Origin of the sequence: Luteimonas colneyensis (genome assembly GCF_014836665.1) — a bacterium.
GTDB lineage: Bacteria > Pseudomonadota > Gammaproteobacteria > Xanthomonadales > Xanthomonadaceae > Luteimonas > Luteimonas colneyensis.
The window spans coordinates 1-22722 of sequence record NZ_JACSQJ010000006.1; the positions used below are offsets into that span (position 1 = coordinate 1).

Genomic DNA, 22722 nt, shown 5'->3' on the forward strand with positions numbered 1-22722 from the left:
CCCCCTGTGTGCGCGACGGGCCGCGTACACCACCACGGAGCCGACTTGCATCACGACCCAGCTCCGCAAGCATCACTCATCCGTAGCAGAAGCCGATCCAGCATCACGACAGCCAGCTCGACTGCGAGCCTCTTCCCCTCACTTGGGAGAAGAATCTTTTTCAGGTCGTGACGGGCGCGTATCGCCCGGGGCGGGGCGCGGTGCGACAATCCGTCGCTCAACGCACGCTGAGATGGAACCCACATGGCCGGCGCCTCCCTGCTCACCCTCCTCGACGACATCGCGACCCTGCTCGACGACGTCTCGGTCCTGACCAAGGTCGCCGCCAAGAAGACCGCCGGCGTGATCGGCGACGACCTCGCGCTGAACGCGCAGCAGGTCGCCGGGGTCAAGGCGCATCGCGAGCTGCCGGTGATCTGGGGCGTGTTCAAGGGCTCGCTGGTGAACAAGCTGATCCTGGTGCCGGCGGCGCTGCTGATCAGCTGGCTGGCGCCGGTGCTGGTGGTGCCGCTGATGATGGTCGGCGGCGCCTACCTCTGCTACGAGGGCTTCGAGAAGGTGGTGGAGAAGCTCTTCCACGCCAAGGACAAGCCCGATCCCGAGGCGCGTGCCCAGGCCGTGCTGGCCTCGGGCGAAACGCCGGCGGAGATGGAGAAGAAGAAGATCAGGGGCGCGGTGCGCACCGACTTCATCCTGTCGGCGGAGATCATCGTGCTCTCGCTGGCCGTGGTCGCCGACCAGCCGCTGTTGACGCGGGCGACGTCGCTGGCGGTGATCGCGCTGGGCGTGACCGTCCTCATCTACGGCCTGGTGGCGGCGATCGTGAAGATGGACGACGCCGGGCTGTGGCTGGACAAGCGGCCGGGCACGGTCCTGCCCGCGATCGGGCGCGCGCTGCTGTACGCGGCGCCGTGGCTGATGAAGGCGCTGGGCGTCATCGGCACGATCGCGATGTTCCTGGTCGGCGGCGGCATCTTCGTGCACAACATCGACGCGCTGCACCACCTGCTGGAGGTGATGGAGGGCTGGGGGCTGCCGGCCTTCGTCGCCGACACGCTCGCCAGCCTGGTGGTGGGTGTGATCGTCGGCGCGCTCGTGGCGGGCGGGGTGACGCTGTTCAACCGCGTGCGCGGCAAGTCGCCCGCCGCGGCGCACTGAGGGCCGGGCATGCAGGGCGAGGCAGGGCGCGCGGGCCGCGCCACGATCGGGCTGGCCGCGGGTGGCACCGGGGGGCATCTGTTCCCCGCCGAAGCGCTGGCGCGCGAGCTGCAGGCGCGTGGCCACGACGTGGTGCTCTACACGGAGGCGCGCGGCGCGCGCTTCACGGGGGCGCTGGAAGGCATCCCGCACCGCGTGCTGCCGGCGCGCAGCCTGGCCGGCGGGCCCGTGGGCAAGCTCGCGGCCGCGGTGGTGATCGCGCGTGCGGTGCTGGCCGCGCGGGCCGACATGAAGCGTCGCGGCGTGGCGCTGGTCGCGGGCTTCGGTGGCTATCCCAGCTTCGCGCCGGCGCTCGCCGGCCGCAGCCTCGGGCTGCCGCTGCTGCTGCACGAGCAGGGTTCGCGGCTGAGCATGGCCAACCGCCAGCTGCTGCGCTTCGCCGACCGGGTGGCGACCTCGTTCGCCGGCACCGGCGGGGTGGATGCCGCTGCGCAAGGCCGCTTCGTCGAAACCGGCAATCCCGTCCGCGCCACTATCCTCGAAGCCGCCAGCGCGCCGTACCCGGCGCTCGACGCCGCTGCGCCGCTGCGCCTGCTCGTGGTCGGCGGCAGCCAGGGCGCCGCGGTGTTCGGACGCGTCGTGCCGCCGGCGCTCGAAGCCCTGCCGGCCGACCTGCGCGCCCGGATCCGGCTGTCGCTGCAGTACCGCGGCGACGATGCCGACGCCGTCGCCACCGGACTCCGCGCGGCGGGCATCGAGGTCGAGCTGCGGCCCTTCTTCGACGACATGGCCGCGCGCCTGCGCGATGCGCACCTGGTCATCACCCGGGCCGGCGCGACGACGATCGCCGACCTGCTGGTGGTGGGCCGTCCGGCGATCGTGGTGCCGATCCCGCAGGGCGGCTCGCGCGACGAGCAGCGCGGCAATGCCGAGGCGCTGGAGCGGCTCGGTGCCGGCTGGTGCATGCGCGAGGACGATGGCGGTTTCACCGCCCCCGCGCTGGCGGACCGGCTGCAGATGCTGGCGTCGGACGCGTCGATCCTGCCGGCCGCGGCGGCCGCGGCCGCCCGGCTCGGACGCCCCGACGCGGCCGCGCGCCTGGCCGACGAGGTCGAGGCGATGCTCGCGGCCCGCGCCGGCGCGACCGGCTGAGCGCCATGGCCGTGGTCGACGACGTCATCATCATCGGCGGCGGCCACAACGGCCTCGTCTGCGCCGCCTACCTGGCCGGCGCCGGGCTGAAGGTCAGGGTGCTGGAGCGTCGCGGCATCGTGGGCGGCGCCGCGGTGACCGAGGAGTTCCATCCCGGCTTCCGCAACTCGGTGGCCAGCTACACGGTGAGCCTGCTCAACCCGCGCGTGATCGCCGACCTGCGGCTGGCGGAGCACGGGCTGCGCGTGGTCGAACGGCCGTACTCGAACTTCCTGCCGCTGCCCGACGGCCGCGCCTTCCGCCTGGGCGGCGAGCACGGCCAGGCCGAAGTGGCGACGTGGTCCGCGCGCGACGCGGAGCGGCTGCCGCTCTACTACGCCATGCTCGAGCGCGTGGTCGCGGTGCTGCGCGAGCTGATGCTGCTGACGCCGCCGAACGTGTCCGACGGCTTCGTGCTCGCCGACTGGCTGGCCTCGGCGGCGGTCGCGCGGCGCCTGGGCCGGCTCGACATGCGCGGCCGGCGCGACCTGCTCGACCTGTTCACCAAGTCGGCGGGCGACCTCCTCGACGCCTGGTTCGAAAGCGAGCCGCTGAAGGCGGCGCTGGGCTGGGACTCGGTGGTCGGCAACTTCGCCAGTCCGTACACGCCAGGCAGCGCCTATGTGCTGCTGCACCACGTCTTCGGCGAGGTCAACGGCCGCCAGGGTGCCTGGGGCCACGCCATCGGCGGCATGGGCGCGATCACGCAGACGATGGCCGCCGAATGCGCCGCGCGCGGCGTCGTGGTCGAAACCGGCGCCGAGGTCGCGCAGGTGCTGGTCGAAGGTGGCCGCGCGGTGGGCGTGGCGCTGGCCGACGGCCGCACGCTGCGCGCGAGGGCCGTGGCCGGCAACGTCAATCCGAAGCTGCTGTACACGGCGCTGGTGCCGCGCGAACACCTGGACGAGGACACCGCGCAGCGCTTCGAGCGCTACCGCTGCGGCTCCGGGACCTTCCGCATGAACGTGGCGCTGTCGGAGCTGCCCGACTTCATCGCCGCCCCCGGCACCTCGCTGCAGCCGCACCACCAGAGCGGCATCCTGGTGGGGCACTCGCTGCGCTATTTCGAGCAGGCCTACTTCGACGCGAAGTCGAAGCAGCACAACCCCGGCTGGGCACGCGCGCCGATCGTCGAGCTGGTGATTTCGTCCACCCTCGACGACACCCTGGCCCCGCCCGGCGCCCATGTCGCCAGCCTGTTCTGCCAGCACGTGCATCCGCAGGTGGACGGCGGCTGGGACGCGCACCGGGACACGGTGGCGCGGCTGATGATCGAGACGGTGGATGCGGTGGCACCGAACTTCCGCGCCAGCGTGCTCGGCTACGAAGCGCTGTCGCCGCTCGACCTCGAGCGGCGGTTCGGGCTGCTGGGCGGGGACATCTTCCACGGCGCCCTCGGGCTGGACCAGCTGTTCTCGGCGCGGCCGGTGCTGGGCCAGGGCAACTACCGCGGCGCGCTTCCGGGGCTGTACCTGTGCGGTTCGGGCACGCATCCCGGCGGCGGCGTCACCGGGCTGCCGGGCCGGAACGCCGCGCGCGAGATCGCCCGCGACCTCGGGCGGAAGCTGTCCGCCGGCACTTGACACATCCTGTACCCGCAAGTCCTGTTTTGCGGTGCAGCGTGCAAGTTGCATAACGCTTCCTTCACGATCGACCCGCACCCGACGTGGGGGAGGGAGCAAAGCCCGGAACGGTCCGCCGTTTCGGGCTTTTTTTTACCCCGGAGTTTTCCGCCCCGCCTGCCACAATCCCGGCATGACGACTTCCCTGGACCAGCCCGGCGCAGGCGACGTGCCTGCCGCGCTCGATGCCCACGTGGCCCGCCAGCTCGCGCGCCTGCCGGACGCCGCCGTCGCCGCCGGCGGCGACACGCTGCGGCGCGTGGCGGTGGCCAGCGACTTTGCGATCGAGGTGTTTGCGCGCCAGCCGGACGTCCTGGCCGCGCTGCTCGACGATGCCGATGCGCCCCTGCCGCCGCCGCGACTCGATCCCGCGGCGCCGGACGCCTGGCCCGGGCTGCTGCGGCGCTGGCGCAGCGCCTGCTCCGCGCGCCTGGTCTGGCGCGACCTCGCCGGCCTGGACGACGTGGCCGCGACGCTGGAGGGCAGTACCCGGCTGGCGGAGGACTGCCTCGGGCTCGCGCTGGACGCGCTGGAAGCGGAGTTTTCCGGCCGCCACGGCGTCGTCCGCGACTCGGCCGGGGCGCCGGTGCGGCTGGTGGTGTTCGCGCTCGGCAAGCTCGGCGGCGGCGAGCTGAACTTCAGCTCCGACATCGACCTCGTCTATGCCTACGATTCCGCCGGCGAAAGCGACGGCGCGCGCCCGCTGGCGGCAGAGGAGTACTTCGCCCGCCTGGGCCGCGCGCTGGCGAAGCTGCTCGACGAACCCACGGCCGACGGCTTCTGCCATCGCGTCGACCTGCGCCTGCGTCCGTTCGGCAACGCCGGGCGCGTGGCGCTGAGCTTCGCGGCGATGGAGCAGTACTTCCAGCGCGAGGGTCGCGACTGGGAGCGCTACGCCTGGCAGAAGGCGCGCCCGGTGGCCGGCGACCGCGAGGCCGGCGAGCGCTTCCTCGCGTCGCTGCGGCCCTTCGTCTATCGCCGCTACCTCGACTACGGCGCGCTCGCCGGGCTGCGCGAAATGAAGGCCGCGATCGCCGCCGAAGTCGCGCGCAAGGAGCTGGCCGACGACATCAAGCGCGGGCCGGGCGGCATCCGCGAGATCGAATTCCTGGTGCAGGCGCTGCAGCTGGTGCGCGCCGGACGCGAGCCCGCCCTGCGTGGACGACGGTTGCTGCCGATGCTCGAAGCGCTGCGCGAGGCGCGGCAGGTGACGCAGGAAGCGGCCGCCGGACTGGCCGACGCCTATCGGGTCCTGCGCCGGCTCGAGAACCGCCTGCAGATGCTGCGCGACGCGCAGACCCACGTGCTGCCCGACGCGCCGCTCGATCGCCTGCGCATCGCCCGCGGCCTGGGGCATGCCGACTGGGACGCGCTGGCGTCGGAGCTGGCGCCGGTACGCGCCCGCGTGGCGACGGAGTTCGGGGCACTGCTGTCCCAGCGCGACGAGGCACGCGCCGATGTCGACGGCGACATCGCGGGCTACTGGCGCGCGCTGCCCGAAGGCGGAGATGCCGCCGTGCTGGCCGCGGCCGGCTTCGGCGATCCCGGCGACGTCGATGCCGCACTGCGCGACTTCGCGCGCTCGCCCAGCGTGCGCGACCTGTCCGACGCCGCGCGCGCGCGCCTGGACCGGGTGATGCCGGTGATGCTGCAGGCCAGCGCGCCGGCCGACCGCCCGCTGCAGGCCATGCGAAGGCTGCTGGCGCTGCTGCACAACATCCTGCGCCGGGCCAGCTACCTGGCGCTCCTCGACGAGCAGCCGGCGGCCCTCGCGCGGCTGACCGGCCTGGTCACCCGCAGCGCCTTCCTCGCCGAGCGCGTGGCGGCGCATCCGCTGCTGCTGGACGAGCTGCTCGACCTGCGCGTGGAGGGCCCGATGCCCGGCCGCGGCCAGATCCACGCGGCCTGCAGCGCGGCGCTGCAGCGCGACGACATCGAGGGCGCACTGTTCGCCCTCAACGAGACCCGCCAGGCGCTGAGCTTCCGGATCGCCCTGGCCACGCTCGACGGCCGCCTCGCCGCCGTCGACAGCGCGCGCCAGCTGGCCTGGCTGGCCGACGGCGTGGTCGGCGTGGTGGTGGAGCTGGCGCGGCGGGAGATGCAGGCCGCGCACGGCGTGGTGCCGGACGCGCCGTTCGCGGTGATCGGCTACGGCAGCCTGGGTGGCGAGGAGCTCGGCATCGGCTCCGACCTCGACCTGGTGTTCCTGTACGACGCGGCGACCGACGCGCAGTCCGATGGCCCACGGCCGCTGGAGGCGCAGCGCTGGTTCGCGCGCCTGGCGCAGAAGATCGTGCTCCTGCTCGGGACCACGACCGGCGCCGGCCGCCTGTATGAGGTCGACGTGCGCCTGCGCCCGGACGGCGGCAGCGGACTGCTGGTGTCGTCGCTGTCGGCCTACGGCGAGTACCAGCGCGAGCGCGCCTGGACCTGGGAGCACCAGGCGCTGGTGCGCGCGCGCTGCGTCGCCGGCGACGACGGCCTGCATGCCGCCTTCGAAGGGGTGCGTGCCGCCGCACTGGGGCGCCCGCGCGATCCGGCCGCGCTTGCGGCCGACGTGGCGGGCATGCGCGCGCGCATGCGCTCGAGCCTCGACCGCGGCAGCGAGGGCATGTTCGACCTCAAGCAGGGGGAAGGCGGGCTGGTGGACCTGGAGTTCCTGCTGCAGGCGCTGGTGTTGGGACATGCCGCGACGCACCCGGCCCTGCTGGAGCCGCGTGACACGCGCGGGCTGATCGCCGCCGGCCGCGGGACCGGCCTGCTCGACGCCGGCACCGCCTCCGCGCTGCAGGACGCGCACGCCGCGCTGGTGGCGCTGGGCCTGGCGCATACCCTCGACCGCCGCGCACGGATCGTGCCGCACGGCGAGGCGCTGGACGCCGCCCGTGCAGCCATCACCACCGCGCTGCGCGCCGCCGGGCTGGACGCCACCATTCCCGACCCCGCACCCCTGTAGGAGCAGCTACAGCTGCGACCGGTTCCTGCGAGGACTGCGCCGCACTATGCACCGTGCGCTGCAGAGCGGTCGCAGCTGTAGCTGCTCCTACAGGACGGGGGCGAGGGCGGCGCCTGGGTGTCAGTCGGCCTTGTCGCCGGCGTCGATGGCGATGCCGGCCAGGCGCTGCAGCGCTTCGGCGTACTTGGCGCGCGTGCGTTCGATCACGTCGGGCGGCAGGCGCGGGCCGGGCGCGGTCTTGTCCCAGTCCTGCGTCTCCAGCCAGTCGCGGACGAACTGCTTGTCGTAGCTCGGCGGGCTGGTGCCGACTTCGTAGGCGTCGGCCGGCCAGTAGCGCGAGGAGTCCGGCGTCAGCATCTCGTCCATCACGTACAGGCGGCCGTCGGCATCGGTGCCGAACTCGAACTTGGTGTCGGCGAGGATGATGCCGCGTTCGGCCGCATACCCGGCGGCGAACGCGTACAGGCGCAGGGTGGCGTCGCGCACCTGCTCGGCCAGCTCGGCGCCGATGGTGCGCACCATGGTGTCGAAGTCGATGTTCTCGTCGTGGTCGCCGACGGCGGCCTTGGTCGAGGGCGTGAAGATCGGCTGCGGCAGCTGCTCCGCCTGGCGCAGGCCGTCGGGCAGCGCGATGCCGCTGACCCGCCCGGTGCGCTGGTAGTCCTTCCAGCCGCTGCCGATGAGGTAGCCGCGGGCGATGGCCTCCACCGGAACCGGCTTCAGCCGGCGGGTCACCACCGAGCGCAGCCGGTAGGGCGCGGGATCCACGCCGGCCGGCAGCACCGAGGCCACGTCGATGCCGGTGAGGTGGTTGCGCACCAGGTGTTCCGTGCGGTCGAACCAGAAGTTGGAGACCTGGCAGAGCATCTCGCCCTTGCCGGGGATCGGGTCGGGCAGCACGACGTCGAAGGCGCTGAGGCGGTCGGTCGCCACCATCAGCAGCAGCGGGCCGAACTCCCCGGGGCCGGAGCCGGGCGGAAGCGCGTAGACGTCGCGGACCTTGCCGCGGTGGAGCAGTTCGAGCCCGGGAAGATGGGCTTCGAGCAGGGTCGTTGCCATGGGTCGTCTTGGAGCCGTCGGGGGGGCATTGTAGCGATGCACGGCCGCGCGTGCGGGCGGCCACGGTAGAATCGCGCGCATGAAGCGCTGGTATGGAAAGGTCCTGGGATTCATCGCCGGCTGGCTGCTGATGCGGCATCCGGCGGGCGGCCTGATCGGGCTGCTGATCGGGCATGCCTTCGACAGCGACTGGTTCCGGGTCGCGGCCAACGACGCCTACGCCGTGCTGGGCGTGGAGCGCGACGCCAGCGACACCGAGATCGACCTTGCCTACCGGCGGCTGATCGCGCAGGTCCACCCGGACCGCATGGCCGGTGCCGCGCCCGAACTGCTCGAACAGGCGCAGAAGCGCGCCGCCGACATCAACCGCGCCTACGACCGCATCCGCAAGAAGCGCGGCCGCCGCTAGCGCCGCGCGCCTGTCCGGCCGATGGCCACGGGCGCCCCGCGCCCGGGCGGTGCCGGTGCCACCCTCCACCGTTTCCCAACGCGAGCCCCCGCCATGCAGCCCACCGTCATCGCCCCCTCCATCCTCTCGGCGGACTTCGCCCGGCTCGGCGAGGAGGTCGACCACGTGCTGGCCGCCGGCGCCGACTGGGTGCACTTCGACGTGATGGACAACCACTACGTGCCCAACCTCACCATCGGCCCGCTGGTGTGCAGCGCGCTGAGGAAGCACGGCGTGACCGCGCCGATCGACGTGCACCTGATGGTGTCGCCGGTGGACCGCATCGTCGGCGACTTCGCCGAGGCCGGCGCGACGCTGATCAGCTTCCACCCCGAAGCGAGCGGCCACGTCCACCGCACGATCCAGCTGATCCGCTCCGCCGGCTGCCAGCCGGGCCTGGTGCTCAACCCGGCGACGCCGGTCGAGGTGCTGGACTACGTGCTCGACGAGCTCGACCTGGTGCTGCTGATGTCGGTCAACCCGGGCTTCGGCGGCCAGGCCTTCATCCCCTCGGCGCTGGACAAGCTGCGGAAGGTGCGCGAGCGCATCGACGCCAGCGGGCGCGCCGTACGGCTGGAGATCGACGGCGGGGTGAAGCCGGACAACATCGGCGCGATCGCGGCCGCTGGCGCCGATACCTTCGTCGCGGGCTCGGCGATCTTCGGCCAGCCGGACTATGCCGACGTGGTGTCGCGGATGCGTCGTGAAGTGGCCCGCGCCTGCGGCGGCGCGCCGTGAGGCCCGGCGGAGACCGCGGCCGCGGCGACGGGGCGGCATGAGCGCGCCCCGCTGGCTGCTGGTGATCAACGGCAAGGCCGCGGGCGACGACGCCCTGCGCGGGGCCGTGGTCGCGATGCGCGACCGCGGCGTGCATGTCGACGTGCGCGTGACCTGGGAACCCGGCGACGGCGCGCGCGAAGTGGACGAGGCGATCGCGGCGGGCGTCGACGCCGTGATCGCCGCCGGTGGCGACGGCACCCTGAGCGAGGTCGCGACCGCGCTCGCCGGCCGCGACGCCGGCCCCGGCGAGCTGCCCACGCTCGGGCTGGTGCCGATGGGCACCGCCAATGATTTCGCCTCGGCCGCCGGTCTCCCGGACGCGCCGCTGGCCGCGCTCGAACTGGTGCTGTCGCAGCCGGCGCGCGCCATCGACCTGCTGCGGCTTCAGAGCGAGGACGGCACGCACTGGGCCGCCAACCTCGCCAGCGGCGGCTTCGGCACCCAGGTCACGCTGGACACCGACGAAGGCCTGAAGAAGCTGCTCGGCGGGCTGGCCTACCTCGTCACCGGCCTCGCGCGGCTGGGACGCATCGACCCGATCGAGGCGCGGATCAGCGGGCCGGACTTCGGCTGGCGCGGCGGGTTCATCGCGCTGGGCATCGGCAACGGTCGCCAGGCCGGCGGTGGCCAGGCGCTGTGCCCGGACGCCCGGATCGACGACGGGCTGCTCGACCTCACCATCGTTCCCGGCCTCGAGGGCGAGGTCGGCGCCACCCTCGGCACGGTGCTGGCGGAGGGTCGCCACGCCGCGTTGGACCGCGTCGCCGTGCGCGCGCGCCTGCCGTGGATCGAGATCGAAGCCGACGCGCCGATGGTGCTCAACCTCGACGGCGAGCCGGTGGAAGGCCGCCGCTTCCGCGCCGAAGCGGTCGCCGGCCGCCTGCGCATGCACCTGCCGGACGACTGCGCGCTGCTGTCCCCCGGCGACGCCGATCCATCGCACACGGAGCCACGATGACCCCCGAACAGTTCCAGCAGCATGCCGACGCCGGTCACACCCGCATCCCGGTGGTGCGCGAAGTGCTGTCCGACCTCGACACGCCGCTGTCGGTCTACCTGAAGCTGGCCGACGGCCCGCACAGCTGCCTGTTCGAGTCGGTCGAGGGCGGCGAGCGCTTCGGCCGCTACTCGATCATCGGCCTGCCGGCCACGCGCGTGCACGAGTTCCGCGGCCACCGCTACGCGCTGCGCGAGCACGGCGAAGTGGTGGCCGAGCGCGACATCGCCGATCCCTTCGCCGAGGTCGAGCGCCTGCGCGCCGAGCAGTCGGTGCCCGAGGTCGAAGGCCTGCCCGGCTTCAGCGGCGGCCTGGTCGGCTGGTTCGGCTTCGAGACCATCGGCTACATCGAGCCGCGCCTGGCCGCGGATGCCGGCCTGCGCGACGAGCTGGGCACGCCCGACATCCTGCTGATGCAGTGCGACGAGCTGGCGGTATTCGACAACCTCAAGGGCCGGCTGTACCTGGTGGTGCACGCCGACCCGCGCGAACCGCAGGCGCTGGCGCGCGCTCAGCGCCGGCTCGATGCGCTGGTGCACCGCCTGCGCCAGGCCGGCACCGGCTACCCGGAAACCCTGCATCCGGCGGCGCTGCGCGAGGAGGATTTCGTCTCCGGCTTCACCCGCGAGGGCTTCATCGACGCGGTGGCGAAGGTGAAGGAGTACATCGCCGGCGGCGATGTGTTCCAGGTGGTGCTGTCGCAGCGGCTGAGCGTGCCCTTCCAGGCGCGGCCGGTGGACGTGTACCGCGCGCTGCGGGCGCTCAATCCTTCGCCCTACATGTATTTCCTCGACGTCGGCGGCACCCAGGTGGTGGGCAGTTCGCCGGAGATCCTGGTGCGCATGCAGGGCGGCGAAGTCACCGTGCGCCCGATCGCCGGCACCCGTCCGCGCGGCGCGACGCTGGCCGACGACATGGCGCTGGAAGCGGAGCTGCTGGCCGACCCCAAGGAGCGCGCAGAGCACCTGATGCTGATCGACCTCGGCCGCAACGACGTCGGCCACGTCTCGGCGCCGGGCACGGTCGAAGTAGGCGAACAGTTCGTGGTCGAGCGCTACAGCCACGTCATGCACATCGTCAGCGAGGTCACCGGCAAGGTGCGCGAGGGCCTGTCGTATGCCGACGTGCTGCGCGCGACGTTTCCCGCGGGTACGGTCAGCGGCGCACCGAAGATCCGCGCGCTGGAAGTGATCCGCGAGCTGGAGCCGACCAAGCGCAATGTCTACGCCGGCAGCATCGGCTACATCGCCTGGAACGGCGACGCCGACATGGCGATCGCCATCCGTACCGCGGTGATCCAGGACGGCCGCCTGCACGTGCAGGCGGGTGCCGGCATCGTCTACGACTCCGATCCGGTGAAGGAGTGGGAGGAGACGATGAACAAGGGTCGCGCGCTGTTCCGCGCGGTGGCGCAGGCGGCCGGGGGGTTGTGAGGAACGCGAGGATGCGACGTGGCGCGCCGGCCATGACGGGCCTGCAGCTGTTCTTCTGCGCGGCGATGGCGATTGCCGGCGAGCCCGGGCAGGCCGCGTCCGGCGAGGCACCGCCCGTCGAGGTGCGCACGCGCGGGCCGGAACTGATCTACACCGGCTCGATCACCCCGAAGGGCGTGGCGCGGGCCCGGGCATTGCTGGATGCCTCGCCGCAGGTGCGCGAGGTGGTCGTGAATTCCGGCGGCGGCGATGTCGCCGCCGGTATGGACTTCGGCGACATGATCCACGCGCGCGGACTCGACGTGAAGGTGTCCGGCGGGCTGTGCATGTCCTCCTGCGCCAACTACGTGTTCACCGCGGGCCGGCGCAAGACCATCGAGCCGGGCAGCCTGGTGATCTGGCACGGCTCCATGCTCCAGGAGGGCCTGTTCGAGCAGTTCGACCCCAGGACGCTCGTGCATCCGCAGGGCCGGCCGCTGCGCTGGTGGGAGCGGCGCATGGCGGCGCGCGCGGTGCGCCTCGACTTCGAACGCTTGTTGCGCCGGCAGAACGCCTTCTACGCCCGGCTCGGCGTGGATGGCGCGATCACCGTGATCGGGCAGCGCATGGGCTGTGACTGCCAGTGGACGCTTCGGGTGAAGGACATGGCCGCGTTCGGCGTGCGCGACGTGGCGGCGCCCGACGGGTATGGGCAGCCCGGATACGGAACGCACGACTTTCCCTGGGAGCTGCTGCGGCCCGAGGGCGATGCAACGCGCGGCTGAGCCTCAGCCGCGCACGATGAAGTCGATCACGATCACGATCACGATCGCGCCGGCCTTGCGCTGCAGGTAGCGGATCTCCACGCGCTGATCAAGGTCAGGGTACGGGTGATCCGCGCTCCCGGCGCGACAGCCGCGCGAAGCCGTGCCACAGCAGCCACATCGCGCCGGCCAGGTAGGGGATGCAGCTCGGCACCCACATCAGCACGCCGGCCAGCTGCTGGTCGGCCATGACGTCGAGGCCGAGCTGCGGCGCGCGCTCGGCGTAGATGGGATAGAGCGGCCGCGGCGAGAAGGTGAGCAGCGCGCCGAGGAAGCCCATCTGCATCATCACCGCGACCATCGCCACCACGCCGGCCCCGGCGCCGACGTGCGGGTCGCGGATGCGCGTCCACATGGCGGCCCACAGCCACAGCCCCGAGGCCAGGAAGGTGCCGTGCATGGTCCAGTGCACAGGGTCGCTGTGCAGCGCGGCGGTCGTGGCCACCGGCAGGTGCCAGGCGCACAGCACGACGCCGTGTGCGACCGAGGCCGCGGTGAGCGAACGGGCCGCGCGCGCCGAGGCCGCGCCCAGCGCGCGGTGCAGGCGGCGCGCGACCGCCGCCGGCAGCGCGTGCGCGGCCACCGCCAGCGGCTGCCCGGCCAGCAGCAGCGGCGGCACGAAGGCGATCAGCAGCATGTGCTGGGCGATGTGCGCGGCCAGCGACCATTCGCCGTAGGCGTCGAGCGGCCAGGTCGTGGACAGCAGCAGGACCACGACGCCGATGACGGCGCCGGCGAAGCCGACACGGGACACCCCGCCGCCGATGCCGGCCCGTCCCCAGAGCCGGCGCAGTCCGGCGGCGTACAGCACCATCCAGGCCGCGAGCGGCACCAGCAGCCACGGCGAGGGTGAAAAGGCGGTGCCCAGCGTCGGCGGGTGCTCGTGGCCAGCGTGGGCGAAGGCGGGACCGGTGGAGAGGACCAGCGCGGCTGCGATCAGCCGGGCGGCAGCGGACAGGGCGTACACGTGCGGATGGCGTTCGGACGTGGCAGGCACCGCGCGTCCGGCTTGCGCATGCGTCCGGTCGCGCGCCGGTCGCGTCCACCACGGCCGCTTCGCACGGGCGCGGGCAGACTGCTGTGGATTCCCCGGGGGCGCCCCATGTACTTCTGGCTGAAGATCCTGCATATCTCGGCGATGGTCCTGTGGTTCGCGGGGCTGTTCTTCCTGCCGCGGCTGTTCGTGGCCCGGCATCGCGGCGAGCGCGACGCCGCCGCGGCCTATTTCAACGCCACCGCCAACACGCTCTACTTCCGCATGGCCACGCCCGCGGCGCTGGTGGCGGTGGCCAGCGGCATGGCGCTGATCGCCTACGGCCCCGGGGGCGCGTGGCTGGTGATGAAGCTGGTGATCGTTGCCGGCGCGGTGTGCGTGCATCTCTACATGGGCATGGTGCTGTACGAGCTCGGCCAGGGGCGCGACCGGCACGGTGCATGGTTCTATCGCCTGCTGGGATGGGCGCCGCTGCTGTTGCTGCTCGCGATTGCCGCGCTCACCGGCGCCAAGCCGCCGACCGTCGGCGACCTCCCGCCACCGCCAGGAGCCGCCGGCCGGCCCTGAATCGTGCCGCCACGGACAAGGCGCGCGGCGCACGGCTCAGGCCCCCGGCGGGGCATCCGGCCCCCGGTCCTCGGTGCCAAGATGCCCGGCCACGCCGATGCCATGGTGGAAGCTCAGCCCGCCGCCCAGCCAGCCGGCCACGCCCACCAGCAGCGCCATCACCGACGACAGCAGCAGGCCCCAGGGCCAGACCGCGGCCACCGGATCCTCCCAGCGCAGCCAGGTGTTGGCCGCGGCGATCGCCAGCAGCATCACCGCCGCCAGCGCGTGGCTCCATGCGGAGACGTGGCGACGCACCACCGGGATCAGCAGCAGGTCGACCGTGCCCACCGCCGCGGCCACCAGTCCAAGTGCCAGGCCGGCGGCGCTGAGCACCATCGCCATTTGCGCCCAGAAAGCGAGCCCGCTCCAGAGGTGCAGCAGGTCCAGCGGTGCCACCACCATCAGGAAGGCGATCGGGAACACCACCAGCATCGGATGCACCGGATGCTTGCGGATCGCGACCCGGCTTTCGACCGTGCGGCTGAGCTGCGGCGGCTTCGGCGGCTTGAGCGATTCGGGCATCAGGCGCACCCCGGGAGCAGCAGCACGGGAATCGTGGTGAACAGCACGGCGACCACGGACAGCGCGCTGAGCAGCGCGGTGAGGGTGGCGGCGAAGCGGCGGCGCGAGGCGAGCAGCGGACTGGAGCGGTCGTCTTCCGACACGCGCCGGGCGCGCAGGGCGCGGACGCCCATCCACGCCAGCGCGGCGAACGCGGCTGCGGTCAGCGCAAGCACCCACCACGTCAGCGTGTGCAGGCCCGCAAGGCGCGGATTGGCGAGGTCTTCTCCGCACGTCACACCCTGCAGCGAATACACCACCACCAAGTGCAGCGCCCAGACCACCATCGGCGCGGCGATGCCGGTCAGGCGATACGGCGACAGGGGGCCGTGCGTGCGCGGTGGTGGCAGTGGATCGCGTGGCGTGTCCGTGCTCATGCCAGCCTCGGGAAGAGATGGATCACGCCCCAGGCGAGCACGCCCTGGGCCACGGTGTAGCGCCACAGCCCGGCGGTGACGCGTGCTTCGAGCGGGCGCGCCGCGGTGACCAGGTTCCGGCGCAGCCGCGCGGCCACGAACGCGGCGAACAGCATCCCCAGCAGCACGTGCACGATATGGAATCCGGCCAGCGTCCAGGCCACAGAGGCATAGGCGTGCGTGCCCGGCGCGCCAGTGGGCGCCATCGCCCAGCCCTGGGCGGCGAGGAAGCCCGCGCCCAGCAGCCCTGTCGCCAGCCAGCCCGCCGCCGCCCGGCCGCGCGCGTCGCTGCGCAGTGCGCGGGTGGCGAACTGCGCGGCTCCGGCGCAGGCGAGCAGCAGCGCAAGCGACGTGAGCATCGCCGGCCAGCCAGCGATGGCGATCCCCGCCGGCGGCCAGGCCTCCGTGCCCAGCCACAGGTAGAAGTAGCTGAACACCAGCGACGCGAACAGCGAACCGTCCACCAGCAGCGACATCACCAGCGCCCACCAGCCCGGCGCGTTGCGGGCGGCGCCCTGGGTCGGCAGCACCAGGCCCGGCTCGGCCTCGACGGCGTCCGGACCGCCGGGATCGCCCGTGGTCCAGGCCCAGCGCCAGAAGACCGCGAACAGCGGCAACGCCATCGCCAGTGCCAGCCAGTAGAGCTTGGCGATGAAGCAGGCCAGCAGCATCGCCAGCACCAGCGCCGCGACCAGCGGCAGCCAGGTCGGGCCGGAGACGCGGATCACCTGCTCGGCGCGCGCGTCCAGCAGGCTCGAACCGATCAGCTCGCGTACGCCGTGGCGCGCATCGCCCAGCAGGCCATCGGGGCGCGAGGTGGTCTCGGCCAGCATCGGATCGGCCCACAGCGCGTCGCGGCCCTGCACGCGCGGCACCGAGGCGAAGTTGAAGTTCGGCACCGGGTGCTGCATCGCCCACTCCAGCGTGCCCGCGCGCCAGGGATTGCGGCGCGCGCTGGGCCCGTGGCGGAAACTCAGCGCGACGTCGACCAGCACCGCCACCATGCCCACCGCCAGCACGAAGCCGGCGGCGGTCGACACCAGGTTGAGCCAGTGGAAGCCCAGCTCCGGCAGGTAGGTGTACGCGCGCCGCGGCATGCCCAGCAGGCCGGTGAGGTACATCGGCAGGAAGGTCAGGTTGAAGCCGATGAAGACCAGCCAGAACGCGGTGCGGCTGAGGCTTTCCGACGGTTCGCGCCCGCTGGCCAGCGGCAGCCAGTAGTACAGGCCCGCGAACAGCGGGAACATCAGCCCGCCGATCAGCACGTGGTGCAGGTGGGCGACGACGAAGTGGCTGTCGTGCGCCTGCCAGTCGAAGGGCACCATCGCCACCATCACGCCCGTCAGGCCGCCCGGCACGAACACGAAGAAGAAGCCGAACAGGTACAGCGTCGGCACCCGCAGCCACGGCCGGCCCGCCCACAGCGTCGCGATCCACGCGAACACCTGGATGCCCATCGGGATCGCCACCGCCATGCTCGCCGCGCTGAAGAAGGCCAGCGCCAGCAGCGGGATGCCGACGGTGAACATGTGGTGCACCCACAGTCCGAAGCTGAGGAAGCCTGTGCCCACCAGGGCCAGCACGATCCAGGTGTAGCCGACCATCGGCCGCCGCGCGAAGGTCGAGACCACCATCGACACCACGCCCGCCGCCGGCAGGAAGATGATGTAGACCTCCGGATGGCCGAACAGCCAGAACAGGTGCTGCCACAGCAGCGGGTCGCCGCCCAGCGCCGGATCGAAGAACACGAAGCCGAAGGCGCGCTGGATCTCGAGCAGGATGCTCGCGAGGATCAGCGGCGGGAAGCCGAAGACGATCATGAACGACGTCACCAGCATCGCCCAGGCGAACAGCGGGATCCGCCGCAGGTCCATGCCCGGCGCGCGGCCGATCAGGATGGCGACGATCATCTCCACCGCAGCCGCCACCGCGGCGATCTCGGAGAAGGTCACGCCGATCAGCCAGAAGTCGGCGTTGAGTCCCGGCGACCAGGTGGCGTCGGTCAGCGGCACGTACATGAACCAGCCCGAGTCCGGCACCGCGTCGAACAGGAAACTGGAATACAGGAACAGGCCGCCGAACAGGTAGCACCAGTAGCCGAACGCGGACAGCCGCGGGAAGGGCAGGTCGCGCGCACCAAGCATCTTCGGCACCAGGTACAGCGCGAAGCCCTCCATGATCGGCACCGCGAACAGGAACATCATCGTGGTGCCGTGCATGGTCACGAACTCGGCGTAGCGCTGCGGATCCAGCACCTCGTTGCCGAACCAGGCCAGCTGCAGCCGGATGAACATCGACAGCATTCCGCCCACCAGGAAGAACGCGAGGCCGGTGACGATGAAGCGCAGGCCGATGGTGGAGTGGTTGACCGCGGTCAGGCGGCCGCGCCAGCCGGGCGGCGTGGCCCAGGTGTCGTGGAGCGCCTGCAGGCGCGCGTCTTCGGGCGTGGCCGGCGTCGTGGTGGCGGCGCTCATGGTGGGGCTTCCACGGCCGGATCCGGTTCGGGCGATCCGGCCTCGCTGCTGTCGCGTACGGCATCCACGCTGATCGCATGTCCGGGTTCCAGCGCGTCGAGCGCAGCGATCGCGACCGCATCCGCCCTCGCCACCGCATCCGGAATGCCCGCTGCCACCTGGCGAGAGAGCCAGGCGGCATGTGCCGCGTCGTCCTGCACCAGCACCTCGAAGGCCATGTGCGTGTGGCCGGTGCCGCAGTATTCGGCGCACTGCCCGCGGATCCGCCCGTCGCCATCGGCGCGCAGCCGCAGCCGGTTCACGCGGCCGGGCACGGCGTCGACCTTGCCGCCGAGGCGCGGGATCCAGAACGAATGGATGACGTCGGCGCTGGTGATGCGGAACTCGACCAGCTGCCCGCGCGGCATCGACAGCACGTCCAGCGATTCGCCCACGACGCGGCCGTCGGCATCGCGGTAGCGGAAATGCCAGCGCCAGCGCCCGGCGATCACGTCCACGCGCGCATCCACGGCCTGGCCCAAGCCGGTGATGCGCGCGCTCGACACCGAGCCATACACCAGCAGTCCCGCCAGCAGCACCGGCGGCAGCACCAGTCCGCCGCCCACGATCAGGTGCTGCGGCTTCGCCAGCGCACGCGTGTTGCGGCCGCGGTAGAGCGCCCAGCCCACCAGCGCCATCACCAGCAGCCACACCGTGAGCGCGCCCCAGAACATCGCCCACCAGATGCCGGCGATGCCGGCTGCGGCGGGGCCGGCCGGATCCAGCGCGGACTGCGGCCCGGTGCAGCCCGCGGCGGCGAGTGGCCACAGCGCGCCGGCTGGCAGCCGCATGCGGGATGCGATGGTCGCGATGGTGTCTCCTCCCTGCTGGCCCTGCGTCCGCGGCGCAGGCGGCCCCGGCGTCAACCGGAGAGGCTAGCCAGCAGCGTGGACAGCGAATGTGAACGCGCACCGCCGCGGGGCTTTCGGCGAGAATGGACGGCTTCCGGTGGCGCTGCCGCCACGCGCCTGCAGGGGCCTTCCGTGCTGCTGATGATCGACAACTACGACAGTTTCACCTTCAACCTCGTGCAGTACCTGCAGGTGCTGGGCGCCGAGGTGGAGGTGGTGCGCAACGACGCGCTGACGGTGGAGGAGATCGCGCGCCGCGCGCCGAGCCACATCGTGATCTCGCCGGGGCCGTGCACGCCGAACGAGGCGGGGGTTTCGCTGGAGGTGATCGAGCGCCTGGGCGCGACGACGCCCATCCTCGGCGTCTGCCTCGGCCACCAGGCCATCGGCCAGGCCTATGGCGGGCGCGTCGTGCGCGCCGGCCGGATCATGCACGGCAAGACCTCGCCGATCCGGCACGCGGGGAACGGTGTGTTCGCGGGCCTGCCGGACGGGTATGAAGCCACGCGCTACCATTCCCTGGTGGTGGAGCAGGACAGCCTGCCCGACTGCCTCGAAGTCACGGCCTGGACCGACAACGACGACGGCAGCCGCGAGGCGATCATGGGCCTGCGCCATCGCGAGCACCCCGTGCAGGGCGTGCAGTTCCACCCGGAGTCGATCCTCAGCCAGCACGGCCACGCGCTGCTGAAGAATTTCCTCGACGCCTGAGGGCCACCAGGCGGCCCGTCCGCCGCGCCGCGCCGGCGGCACCCCGTTCCTTGACAGAAGCCAGTCCCGACCATGCCCATCACCCCCCAGGAAGCCCTCCAGCGCACCATCGAACACCGCGAGATCTTCGAGGACGAGATGTTCGACCTCATGCGCCAGGTGATGCGCGGCGAGGTCTCGCCGCAGATGACCGCGGCGATCATGATCGGCCTGCGGGTGAAGAAGGAGACGGTGGGCGAGATCACCGGCGCGGCGCGCGCGATGCGCGAGCTGGCACGCAAGGTCGAGGTCGCCGATCGCACGCACCTGGTCGACATCGTCGGCACCGGCGGCGACGGCGCCAACACCTTCAACATCTCCACCGCGTCGAGCTTCGTGATCGCGGCCGCCGGCGGGCGCGTGGCCAAGCATGGCGGGCGCAGCGTGTCGTCCACCTCGGGCAGCGCGGACGCGTACGAGGCGTTGGGTGCCACGATCGAGCTGCCGCCGGAGGCCGTGGCGGAGTCCATCGCGCGCACCGGCATCGGCTTCATGTATGCACCGGCGTACCACCCGGCGATGAAGGTGGTCGCACCGGTGCGCCGCGAGATGGGCGTGCGCACGCTGTTCAACATCCTCGGGCCACTGACCAATCCCGCGGGCGCGCCCTCGATCCTGATGGGCGTGTTCCATCCCGATCTCGTCGGCATCCAGGTGCGCGTGCTGCAGGAGCTGGGCGCCGAGCGCGCGCTGGTGGTCTGGGGCCGCGACGGCATGGACGAGATCTCGCTGGGCGCGGGCACCCTGGTGGGCGAACTGCGCGACGGCCAGGTGCGCGAGTACGAGATCCACCCCGAGGACTTCGGCATCCCGATGGCGGCCAGCCGCAACCTGCGCGTCGAGGGCGCCGCGGAGTCGAAGGCCATGGTGCTGGAGGCGATCACCGATGCCGAAGGCCTGCCGGGCCGGATCGTCTCGCTCAACGCGGGTGCGGCGCTGTACGTCGCGGGCGTGGCGGATTCGATCGCCAGCGGCGTGGAGCTGGCGCGCGCGACCATCGCCTCGGGCGCGGCGCGGGCGAAGCTGGACGCGTTCGTGGCGGTGACGCGGGAGCTGGCTGGCGATGTGGTCGCGGACGTGCGGCGCGCGGCGACCGCCTCCGCCGGATGGACCGGAGGTGGCCGATGAGTGCCACCACGCCGTCAGACATCCTGGCGCGCATCCTCGCGCGCAAGGCCGGGGAAGTCGCCGAGCGCAAGCAGCGCGTGTCGCGCGCCGAAATCTTCGCCCGCCTCGCCGACGCCCCGGCGCCGCGCGGCTTCGCCGCCGCCATCGAGGCGAAGGTCGCCGCAGGGCACGCCGCGGTGATCGCCGAGGTCAAGAAGGCCAGCCCGTCGAAGGGCGTGATCCGCGCCGACTTCGACCCCGCCGCGATCGCGCGCAGCTACGAGGCCGGCGGCGCGGCCTGCCTGTCGGTGCTCACCGACGTCGACTTCTTCCAGGGCGCGGACGACTACCTGCGGCAGGCGCGCGAGGCGTGCTCGCTGCCGGTGCTGCGCAAGGACTTCATCGTCGACGGCTACCAGGTGGACGAGGCGCGCGTGCTCGGCGCCGACTGCGTGCTGCTGATCCTGGCCGGCCTGGACGACCTGCTCGCGAGCGACCTCTGCGTGCAGGCGCTGGAGCTGGGCATGGACGTGCTGGCCGAAGTGCACGACGCCAACGAGTTCGAGCGCGCGCTGCGCCTGCCGGCGGTCGCCGGACGCAGGCCGCTGCTGGGCGTGAACAACCGTGACCTGCGCACCTTCGACGTGACCCTCGATACGACGCTGGCGCTGAAGGCGATGGCGCCCGCAGGCCGCCGCCTGGTGACCGAGAGCGGCGTGATGACGGCGGACGACGTCGCGCGGCTGCGCGGCGCCGGCGTCGATGCCTTCCTTGTGGGCGAGGCCTTCATGCGCGCCGCGGATCCGGGTGCGGCGCTGCGCGGGATGTTCGGCACATGACGGGGCGTGAGGTCGCAGCTGTAGCTGCTCCTACAGGCCCGGCTGCCGCTTCCCCTGTAGGAGCAGCTACAGCTGCGACCCTGGCCAAAGCGCACCGCTACACCTCCCCCCGCGCCGACGCGCCGCTGGTCGTCTTCGACTTCGACCACACCCTCTACGACGGCGACTCCGGCAGCCACCTCTTCGCCTGGTTGATCAAGCGCAGCTGGTGGCGGTGCATCCTGGCCCTGCTGCTGGCGCCGGTGTTCGGGCCGATGGTCGCGTTCCTGCCCACGCGGCGCGCGGGCATCTCCGGCTTCGTCTGGGCCGGCACGGTGGGCGTCCACCGCGTGCGCGACCTCGACGCGCTGACCGATGCCTATGTCGCGCAGCACGTCGACCAGATCCGCGATCGCCTGCTGCCGCTGGCGCTGGAGGTGTTCCACGCCCACCGTGAGCGCGGCGACCGCGTCGTCGTGGCCACCGGCGCGCCGCCCGAGCTTGCGCGCGCGATCCTCGCCTTCGCCGCCCACGAGGACGTGCCCGTGGTCGGCACGCTCGCCGGCCCGCGATTCGGCGCCGTGGTCGCCGCGCGCCACTGCCACAACGAGGAAAAGATGCGCATGCTGCGCGAACGCGGCTGGGGCGACATCGACGCCGCGTACTCCGATTCCAGCGCCGACCTCCCGCTCCTGCGCGCCGCGCGCAGGCCGGTGGTGGTGAATCCGAAACCGGGTTCGATCGAGCGCTTCCGCCGCGAGCTGCCCGCCGGCACGCCGATCCTCAACTGGGGCTGCCCCGGTCGCGGCGGCGTCCCGGTGGCGGTCGCCGTTGGCGTCGACGGCCGCCTGCCGGCGGACCCGGCTCAGCCGGCCAGCGCGCGGTAGATCTGGTAGACCGAGATCCCCAGCACCAGCAGGCCCACGGCCAGCAGCACGGCGCGCTCGCGCACGTGGCGCACCAGCAGCGCCGCCAGCGGCGCCGCGATCATGCCTCCGAGCAGCAGGCCGACGATGATCCGCCAGTGGTCCAGGCCGACCGAGAACAGGAAGGTGATCGAGATCGCCAGCGTCACCGCGAACTCGGACGCGCTGACGGTGCCGATGCTGGTCCGCGCGTCGCCGCCGTTGGCGAGCAGGGTCGACGTGGCCATCGGCCCCCAGCCGCCGCCGCCGATCGCATCGAGCAGGCCGGAGACGAAGCCGAGCACGCCCACGCGCCGGACCTCGCGCCGCGGCACGCGCCGGCCGAGCGCGCGCACCAGGATCAGCAGCGCCAGCACGAGCAGGTAGGCGTGGATCCAGGGCTTGATCGCGGCGCCGTCGATGCGGCTGAGCGCATAGGCGCCGATGACGCCGCCCGCCACGCCGGGTACCGCCAGCCGCAGCATGAGCCTGCGGTCGACGTTGCCCAGCATGCCGTGCGCCGCGCCGGACACCCCGGTGGTGAACACCTCCGCGGTGTGCACGCTGGCGCTGACCGCGGCCGGCGGCATGCCCATCGCCAGCAGGATCGAGGACGAGACCAGGCCGAAGGCCATCCCCAACGCGCCGTCGACGAGCTGTGCGCCCAGGCCGATCGCGACGAACATCAGGAAATGGCTGTCGATCAGGTCCATGCGCGGCGTCCAGGCACCACCAGGCACCTCCGGAGCGG

At 72.5% G+C, this 22722-nt stretch carries 21 protein-coding genes; 14 read left to right on the forward strand and 7 right to left on the reverse strand.

What is annotated here, in order from left to right:
- Positions 1 to 243: 243 nt before the first annotated feature.
- The 4 genes from H9645_RS10550 to glnE all read left to right on the forward strand — a co-directional run bounded on the left by H9645_RS10550 (position 244) and on the right by glnE (position 6927).
- On the forward strand, positions 244 to 1158 hold the full coding sequence (locus H9645_RS10550; protein WP_191729668.1) for a DUF808 domain-containing protein: 915 nt from the start codon (positions 244 to 246) through the stop codon (positions 1156 to 1158).
- Positions 1159 to 1167: 9 nt separating this feature from the next.
- Positions 1168 to 2310 carry a UDP-N-acetylglucosamine--N-acetylmuramyl-(pentapeptide) pyrophosphoryl-undecaprenol N-acetylglucosamine transferase gene (locus H9645_RS10555; protein ID WP_191729669.1) on the forward strand — a complete coding sequence of 381 codons (1143 nt, stop codon included), beginning with the start codon at positions 1168 to 1170 and terminating at the stop codon, positions 2308 to 2310.
- 5 nt (positions 2311 to 2315) lie between these two features.
- The gene (locus H9645_RS10560; RefSeq protein ID WP_191729670.1) at positions 2316 to 3932 is read left to right on the forward strand and encodes a phytoene desaturase family protein; all 1617 of its coding nucleotides are present in this window, start codon (positions 2316 to 2318) and stop codon (positions 3930 to 3932) included.
- Positions 3933 to 4104: 172 nt separating this feature from the next.
- Positions 4105 to 6927 (forward strand): bifunctional [glutamate--ammonia ligase]-adenylyl-L-tyrosine phosphorylase/[glutamate--ammonia-ligase] adenylyltransferase, encoded by a 2823-nt coding sequence (gene glnE, locus H9645_RS10565; RefSeq protein WP_191729671.1) that lies wholly within the window; start codon positions 4105 to 4107, stop codon positions 6925 to 6927.
- 120 nt (positions 6928 to 7047) lie between these two features.
- Here the strand turns inward: glnE and H9645_RS10570 are convergent, their stop codons facing one another.
- Positions 7048 to 7986 (reverse strand): phosphoribosylaminoimidazolesuccinocarboxamide synthase, encoded by a 939-nt coding sequence (locus H9645_RS10570; protein WP_191729672.1) that lies wholly within the window; start codon positions 7984 to 7986, stop codon positions 7048 to 7050.
- Between the two features lie 79 nt (positions 7987 to 8065).
- On the opposite strand from H9645_RS10570, the gene H9645_RS10575 reads away from it, so the two are divergent.
- The 5 genes from H9645_RS10575 (at position 8066) to H9645_RS10595 (ending at position 12408) form a co-directional block, all read left to right on the forward strand.
- Positions 8066 to 8395: a J domain-containing protein gene (locus tag H9645_RS10575; RefSeq protein WP_191729673.1), complete on the forward strand. Its 330-nt coding sequence runs from the start codon at positions 8066 to 8068 to the stop codon at positions 8393 to 8395.
- A 93-nt stretch (positions 8396 to 8488) separates the two neighbouring features.
- A complete protein-coding gene (gene rpe, locus H9645_RS10580; protein WP_191729674.1) occupies positions 8489 to 9172 on the forward strand; it encodes a ribulose-phosphate 3-epimerase in 684 nt (227 codons plus the stop codon).
- A gap of 37 nt (positions 9173 to 9209) precedes the next feature.
- On the forward strand, positions 9210 to 10172 hold the full coding sequence (gene yegS / locus H9645_RS10585) for a lipid kinase YegS (RefSeq protein ID WP_191729675.1): 963 nt from the start codon (positions 9210 to 9212) through the stop codon (positions 10170 to 10172).
- Positions 10169 to 11644 (forward strand): anthranilate synthase component I, encoded by a 1476-nt coding sequence (trpE, locus tag H9645_RS10590; RefSeq protein ID WP_191729676.1) that lies wholly within the window; start codon positions 10169 to 10171, stop codon positions 11642 to 11644. The genes yegS and trpE overlap by 4 nt, the downstream gene beginning before the upstream one ends.
- A gap of 11 nt (positions 11645 to 11655) precedes the next feature.
- Positions 11656 to 12408, forward strand: coding sequence for a hypothetical protein (locus H9645_RS10595; protein ID WP_191729677.1), 753 nt, complete (start codon positions 11656 to 11658; stop codon positions 12406 to 12408).
- A 94-nt stretch (positions 12409 to 12502) separates the two neighbouring features.
- Here H9645_RS10595 and H9645_RS10600 read toward each other — a convergent pair whose 3' ends face one another.
- The gene (locus H9645_RS10600) at positions 12503 to 13444 is read right to left on the reverse strand and encodes a cytochrome c oxidase assembly protein (RefSeq protein ID WP_191729678.1); all 942 of its coding nucleotides are present in this window, start codon (positions 13442 to 13444) and stop codon (positions 12503 to 12505) included.
- Between the two features lie 105 nt (positions 13445 to 13549).
- Here H9645_RS10600 and H9645_RS10605 point away from each other — a divergent pair, with 105 nt between their 5' ends.
- Positions 13550 to 14008, forward strand: a complete 459-nt coding sequence (locus tag H9645_RS10605; RefSeq protein WP_191729679.1) for a CopD family protein — start codon at positions 13550 to 13552, stop codon at positions 14006 to 14008.
- Positions 14009 to 14044: 36 nt separating this feature from the next.
- Here the strand turns inward: H9645_RS10605 and H9645_RS10610 are convergent, their stop codons facing one another.
- From H9645_RS10610 to H9645_RS10625, 4 genes are read right to left on the reverse strand one after another with little or no spacing between them, the layout of a single operon-like run.
- Positions 14045 to 14572: a DUF2231 domain-containing protein gene (locus H9645_RS10610; RefSeq protein ID WP_191729680.1), complete on the reverse strand. Its 528-nt coding sequence runs from the start codon at positions 14570 to 14572 to the stop codon at positions 14045 to 14047.
- Positions 14572 to 14988, reverse strand: coding sequence for a hypothetical protein (locus H9645_RS10615; protein ID WP_191729681.1), 417 nt, complete (start codon positions 14986 to 14988; stop codon positions 14572 to 14574). Before H9645_RS10615 ends, H9645_RS10610 begins: the two co-directional genes overlap by 1 nt.
- Entirely contained in the window at positions 14985 to 17501 is a 2517-nt protein-coding gene (gene ctaD / locus H9645_RS10620; RefSeq protein WP_191729682.1) for a cytochrome c oxidase subunit I, read from the reverse strand. Before ctaD ends, H9645_RS10615 begins: the two co-directional genes overlap by 4 nt.
- The gene (locus H9645_RS10625; RefSeq protein ID WP_191729683.1) at positions 17498 to 18331 is read right to left on the reverse strand and encodes a cytochrome c oxidase subunit II; all 834 of its coding nucleotides are present in this window, start codon (positions 18329 to 18331) and stop codon (positions 17498 to 17500) included. The genes ctaD and H9645_RS10625 overlap by 4 nt, the downstream gene beginning before the upstream one ends.
- A gap of 192 nt (positions 18332 to 18523) precedes the next feature.
- Between H9645_RS10625 and H9645_RS10630 the strand changes: the two genes are divergently transcribed.
- From H9645_RS10630 to H9645_RS10645, 4 genes are all read left to right on the forward strand, one after another.
- The gene (locus tag H9645_RS10630; RefSeq protein WP_191729684.1) at positions 18524 to 19102 is read left to right on the forward strand and encodes an anthranilate synthase component II; all 579 of its coding nucleotides are present in this window, start codon (positions 18524 to 18526) and stop codon (positions 19100 to 19102) included.
- Between the two features lie 72 nt (positions 19103 to 19174).
- Positions 19175 to 20269 carry an anthranilate phosphoribosyltransferase gene (trpD, locus tag H9645_RS10635; protein WP_191729685.1) on the forward strand — a complete coding sequence of 365 codons (1095 nt, stop codon included), beginning with the start codon at positions 19175 to 19177 and terminating at the stop codon, positions 20267 to 20269.
- On the forward strand, positions 20266 to 21087 hold the full coding sequence (gene trpC, locus H9645_RS10640) for an indole-3-glycerol phosphate synthase TrpC (protein ID WP_225218193.1): 822 nt from the start codon (positions 20266 to 20268) through the stop codon (positions 21085 to 21087). Before trpD ends, trpC begins: the two co-directional genes overlap by 4 nt.
- Positions 21084 to 21953 (forward strand): haloacid dehalogenase-like hydrolase, encoded by an 870-nt coding sequence (locus H9645_RS10645; protein ID WP_191729687.1) that lies wholly within the window; start codon positions 21084 to 21086, stop codon positions 21951 to 21953. The genes trpC and H9645_RS10645 overlap by 4 nt, the downstream gene beginning before the upstream one ends.
- Here the strand turns inward: H9645_RS10645 and H9645_RS10650 are convergent.
- Entirely contained in the window at positions 21932 to 22684 is a 753-nt protein-coding gene (locus H9645_RS10650; protein WP_191729688.1) for a sulfite exporter TauE/SafE family protein, read from the reverse strand. The two genes, H9645_RS10645 and H9645_RS10650, sit on opposite strands and share 22 nt — an antisense overlap.
- Positions 22685 to 22722: the final 38 nt, after the last annotated feature.

Bases quoted from the DNA above. Each gene is read 5' to 3' on its own strand.
- H9645_RS10550 (WP_191729668.1), top strand. From the start codon at position 244: ATGGCCGGCGCCTCCCTGCTCACCCTCCTCGACGACATCGCGACCCTG.
- H9645_RS10555 (WP_191729669.1), top strand. From the start codon at position 1,168: ATGCAGGGCGAGGCAGGGCGCGCGGGCCGCGCCACGATCGGGCTGGCC.
- H9645_RS10560 (WP_191729670.1), top strand. From the start codon at position 2,316: ATGGCCGTGGTCGACGACGTCATCATCATCGGCGGCGGCCACAACGGC.
- glnE (WP_191729671.1), top strand. From the start codon at position 4,105: ATGACGACTTCCCTGGACCAGCCCGGCGCAGGCGACGTGCCTGCCGCG.
- H9645_RS10570 (WP_191729672.1), bottom strand. From the start codon at position 7,986: ATGGCAACGACCCTGCTCGAAGCCCATCTTCCCGGGCTCGAACTGCTC.
- H9645_RS10575 (WP_191729673.1), top strand. From the start codon at position 8,066: ATGAAGCGCTGGTATGGAAAGGTCCTGGGATTCATCGCCGGCTGGCTG.
- rpe (WP_191729674.1), top strand. From the start codon at position 8,489: ATGCAGCCCACCGTCATCGCCCCCTCCATCCTCTCGGCGGACTTCGCC.
- yegS (WP_191729675.1), top strand. From the start codon at position 9,210: ATGAGCGCGCCCCGCTGGCTGCTGGTGATCAACGGCAAGGCCGCGGGC.
- trpE (WP_191729676.1), top strand. From the start codon at position 10,169: ATGACCCCCGAACAGTTCCAGCAGCATGCCGACGCCGGTCACACCCGC.
- H9645_RS10595 (WP_191729677.1), top strand. From the start codon at position 11,656: ATGCGACGTGGCGCGCCGGCCATGACGGGCCTGCAGCTGTTCTTCTGC.
- H9645_RS10605 (WP_191729679.1), top strand. From the start codon at position 13,550: ATGTACTTCTGGCTGAAGATCCTGCATATCTCGGCGATGGTCCTGTGG.
- H9645_RS10610 (WP_191729680.1), bottom strand. From the start codon at position 14,572: ATGCCCGAATCGCTCAAGCCGCCGAAGCCGCCGCAGCTCAGCCGCACG.
- H9645_RS10615 (WP_191729681.1), bottom strand. From the start codon at position 14,988: ATGAGCACGGACACGCCACGCGATCCACTGCCACCACCGCGCACGCAC.
- ctaD (WP_191729682.1), bottom strand. From the start codon at position 17,501: ATGAGCGCCGCCACCACGACGCCGGCCACGCCCGAAGACGCGCGCCTG.
- H9645_RS10625 (WP_191729683.1), bottom strand. From the start codon at position 18,331: ATGCGGCTGCCAGCCGGCGCGCTGTGGCCACTCGCCGCCGCGGGCTGC.
- trpD (WP_191729685.1), top strand. From the start codon at position 19,175: ATGCCCATCACCCCCCAGGAAGCCCTCCAGCGCACCATCGAACACCGC.
- trpC (WP_225218193.1), top strand. From the start codon at position 20,266: ATGAGTGCCACCACGCCGTCAGACATCCTGGCGCGCATCCTCGCGCGC.
- H9645_RS10645 (WP_191729687.1), top strand. From the start codon at position 21,084: ATGACGGGGCGTGAGGTCGCAGCTGTAGCTGCTCCTACAGGCCCGGCT.
- H9645_RS10650 (WP_191729688.1), bottom strand. From the start codon at position 22,684: ATGGACCTGATCGACAGCCATTTCCTGATGTTCGTCGCGATCGGCCTG.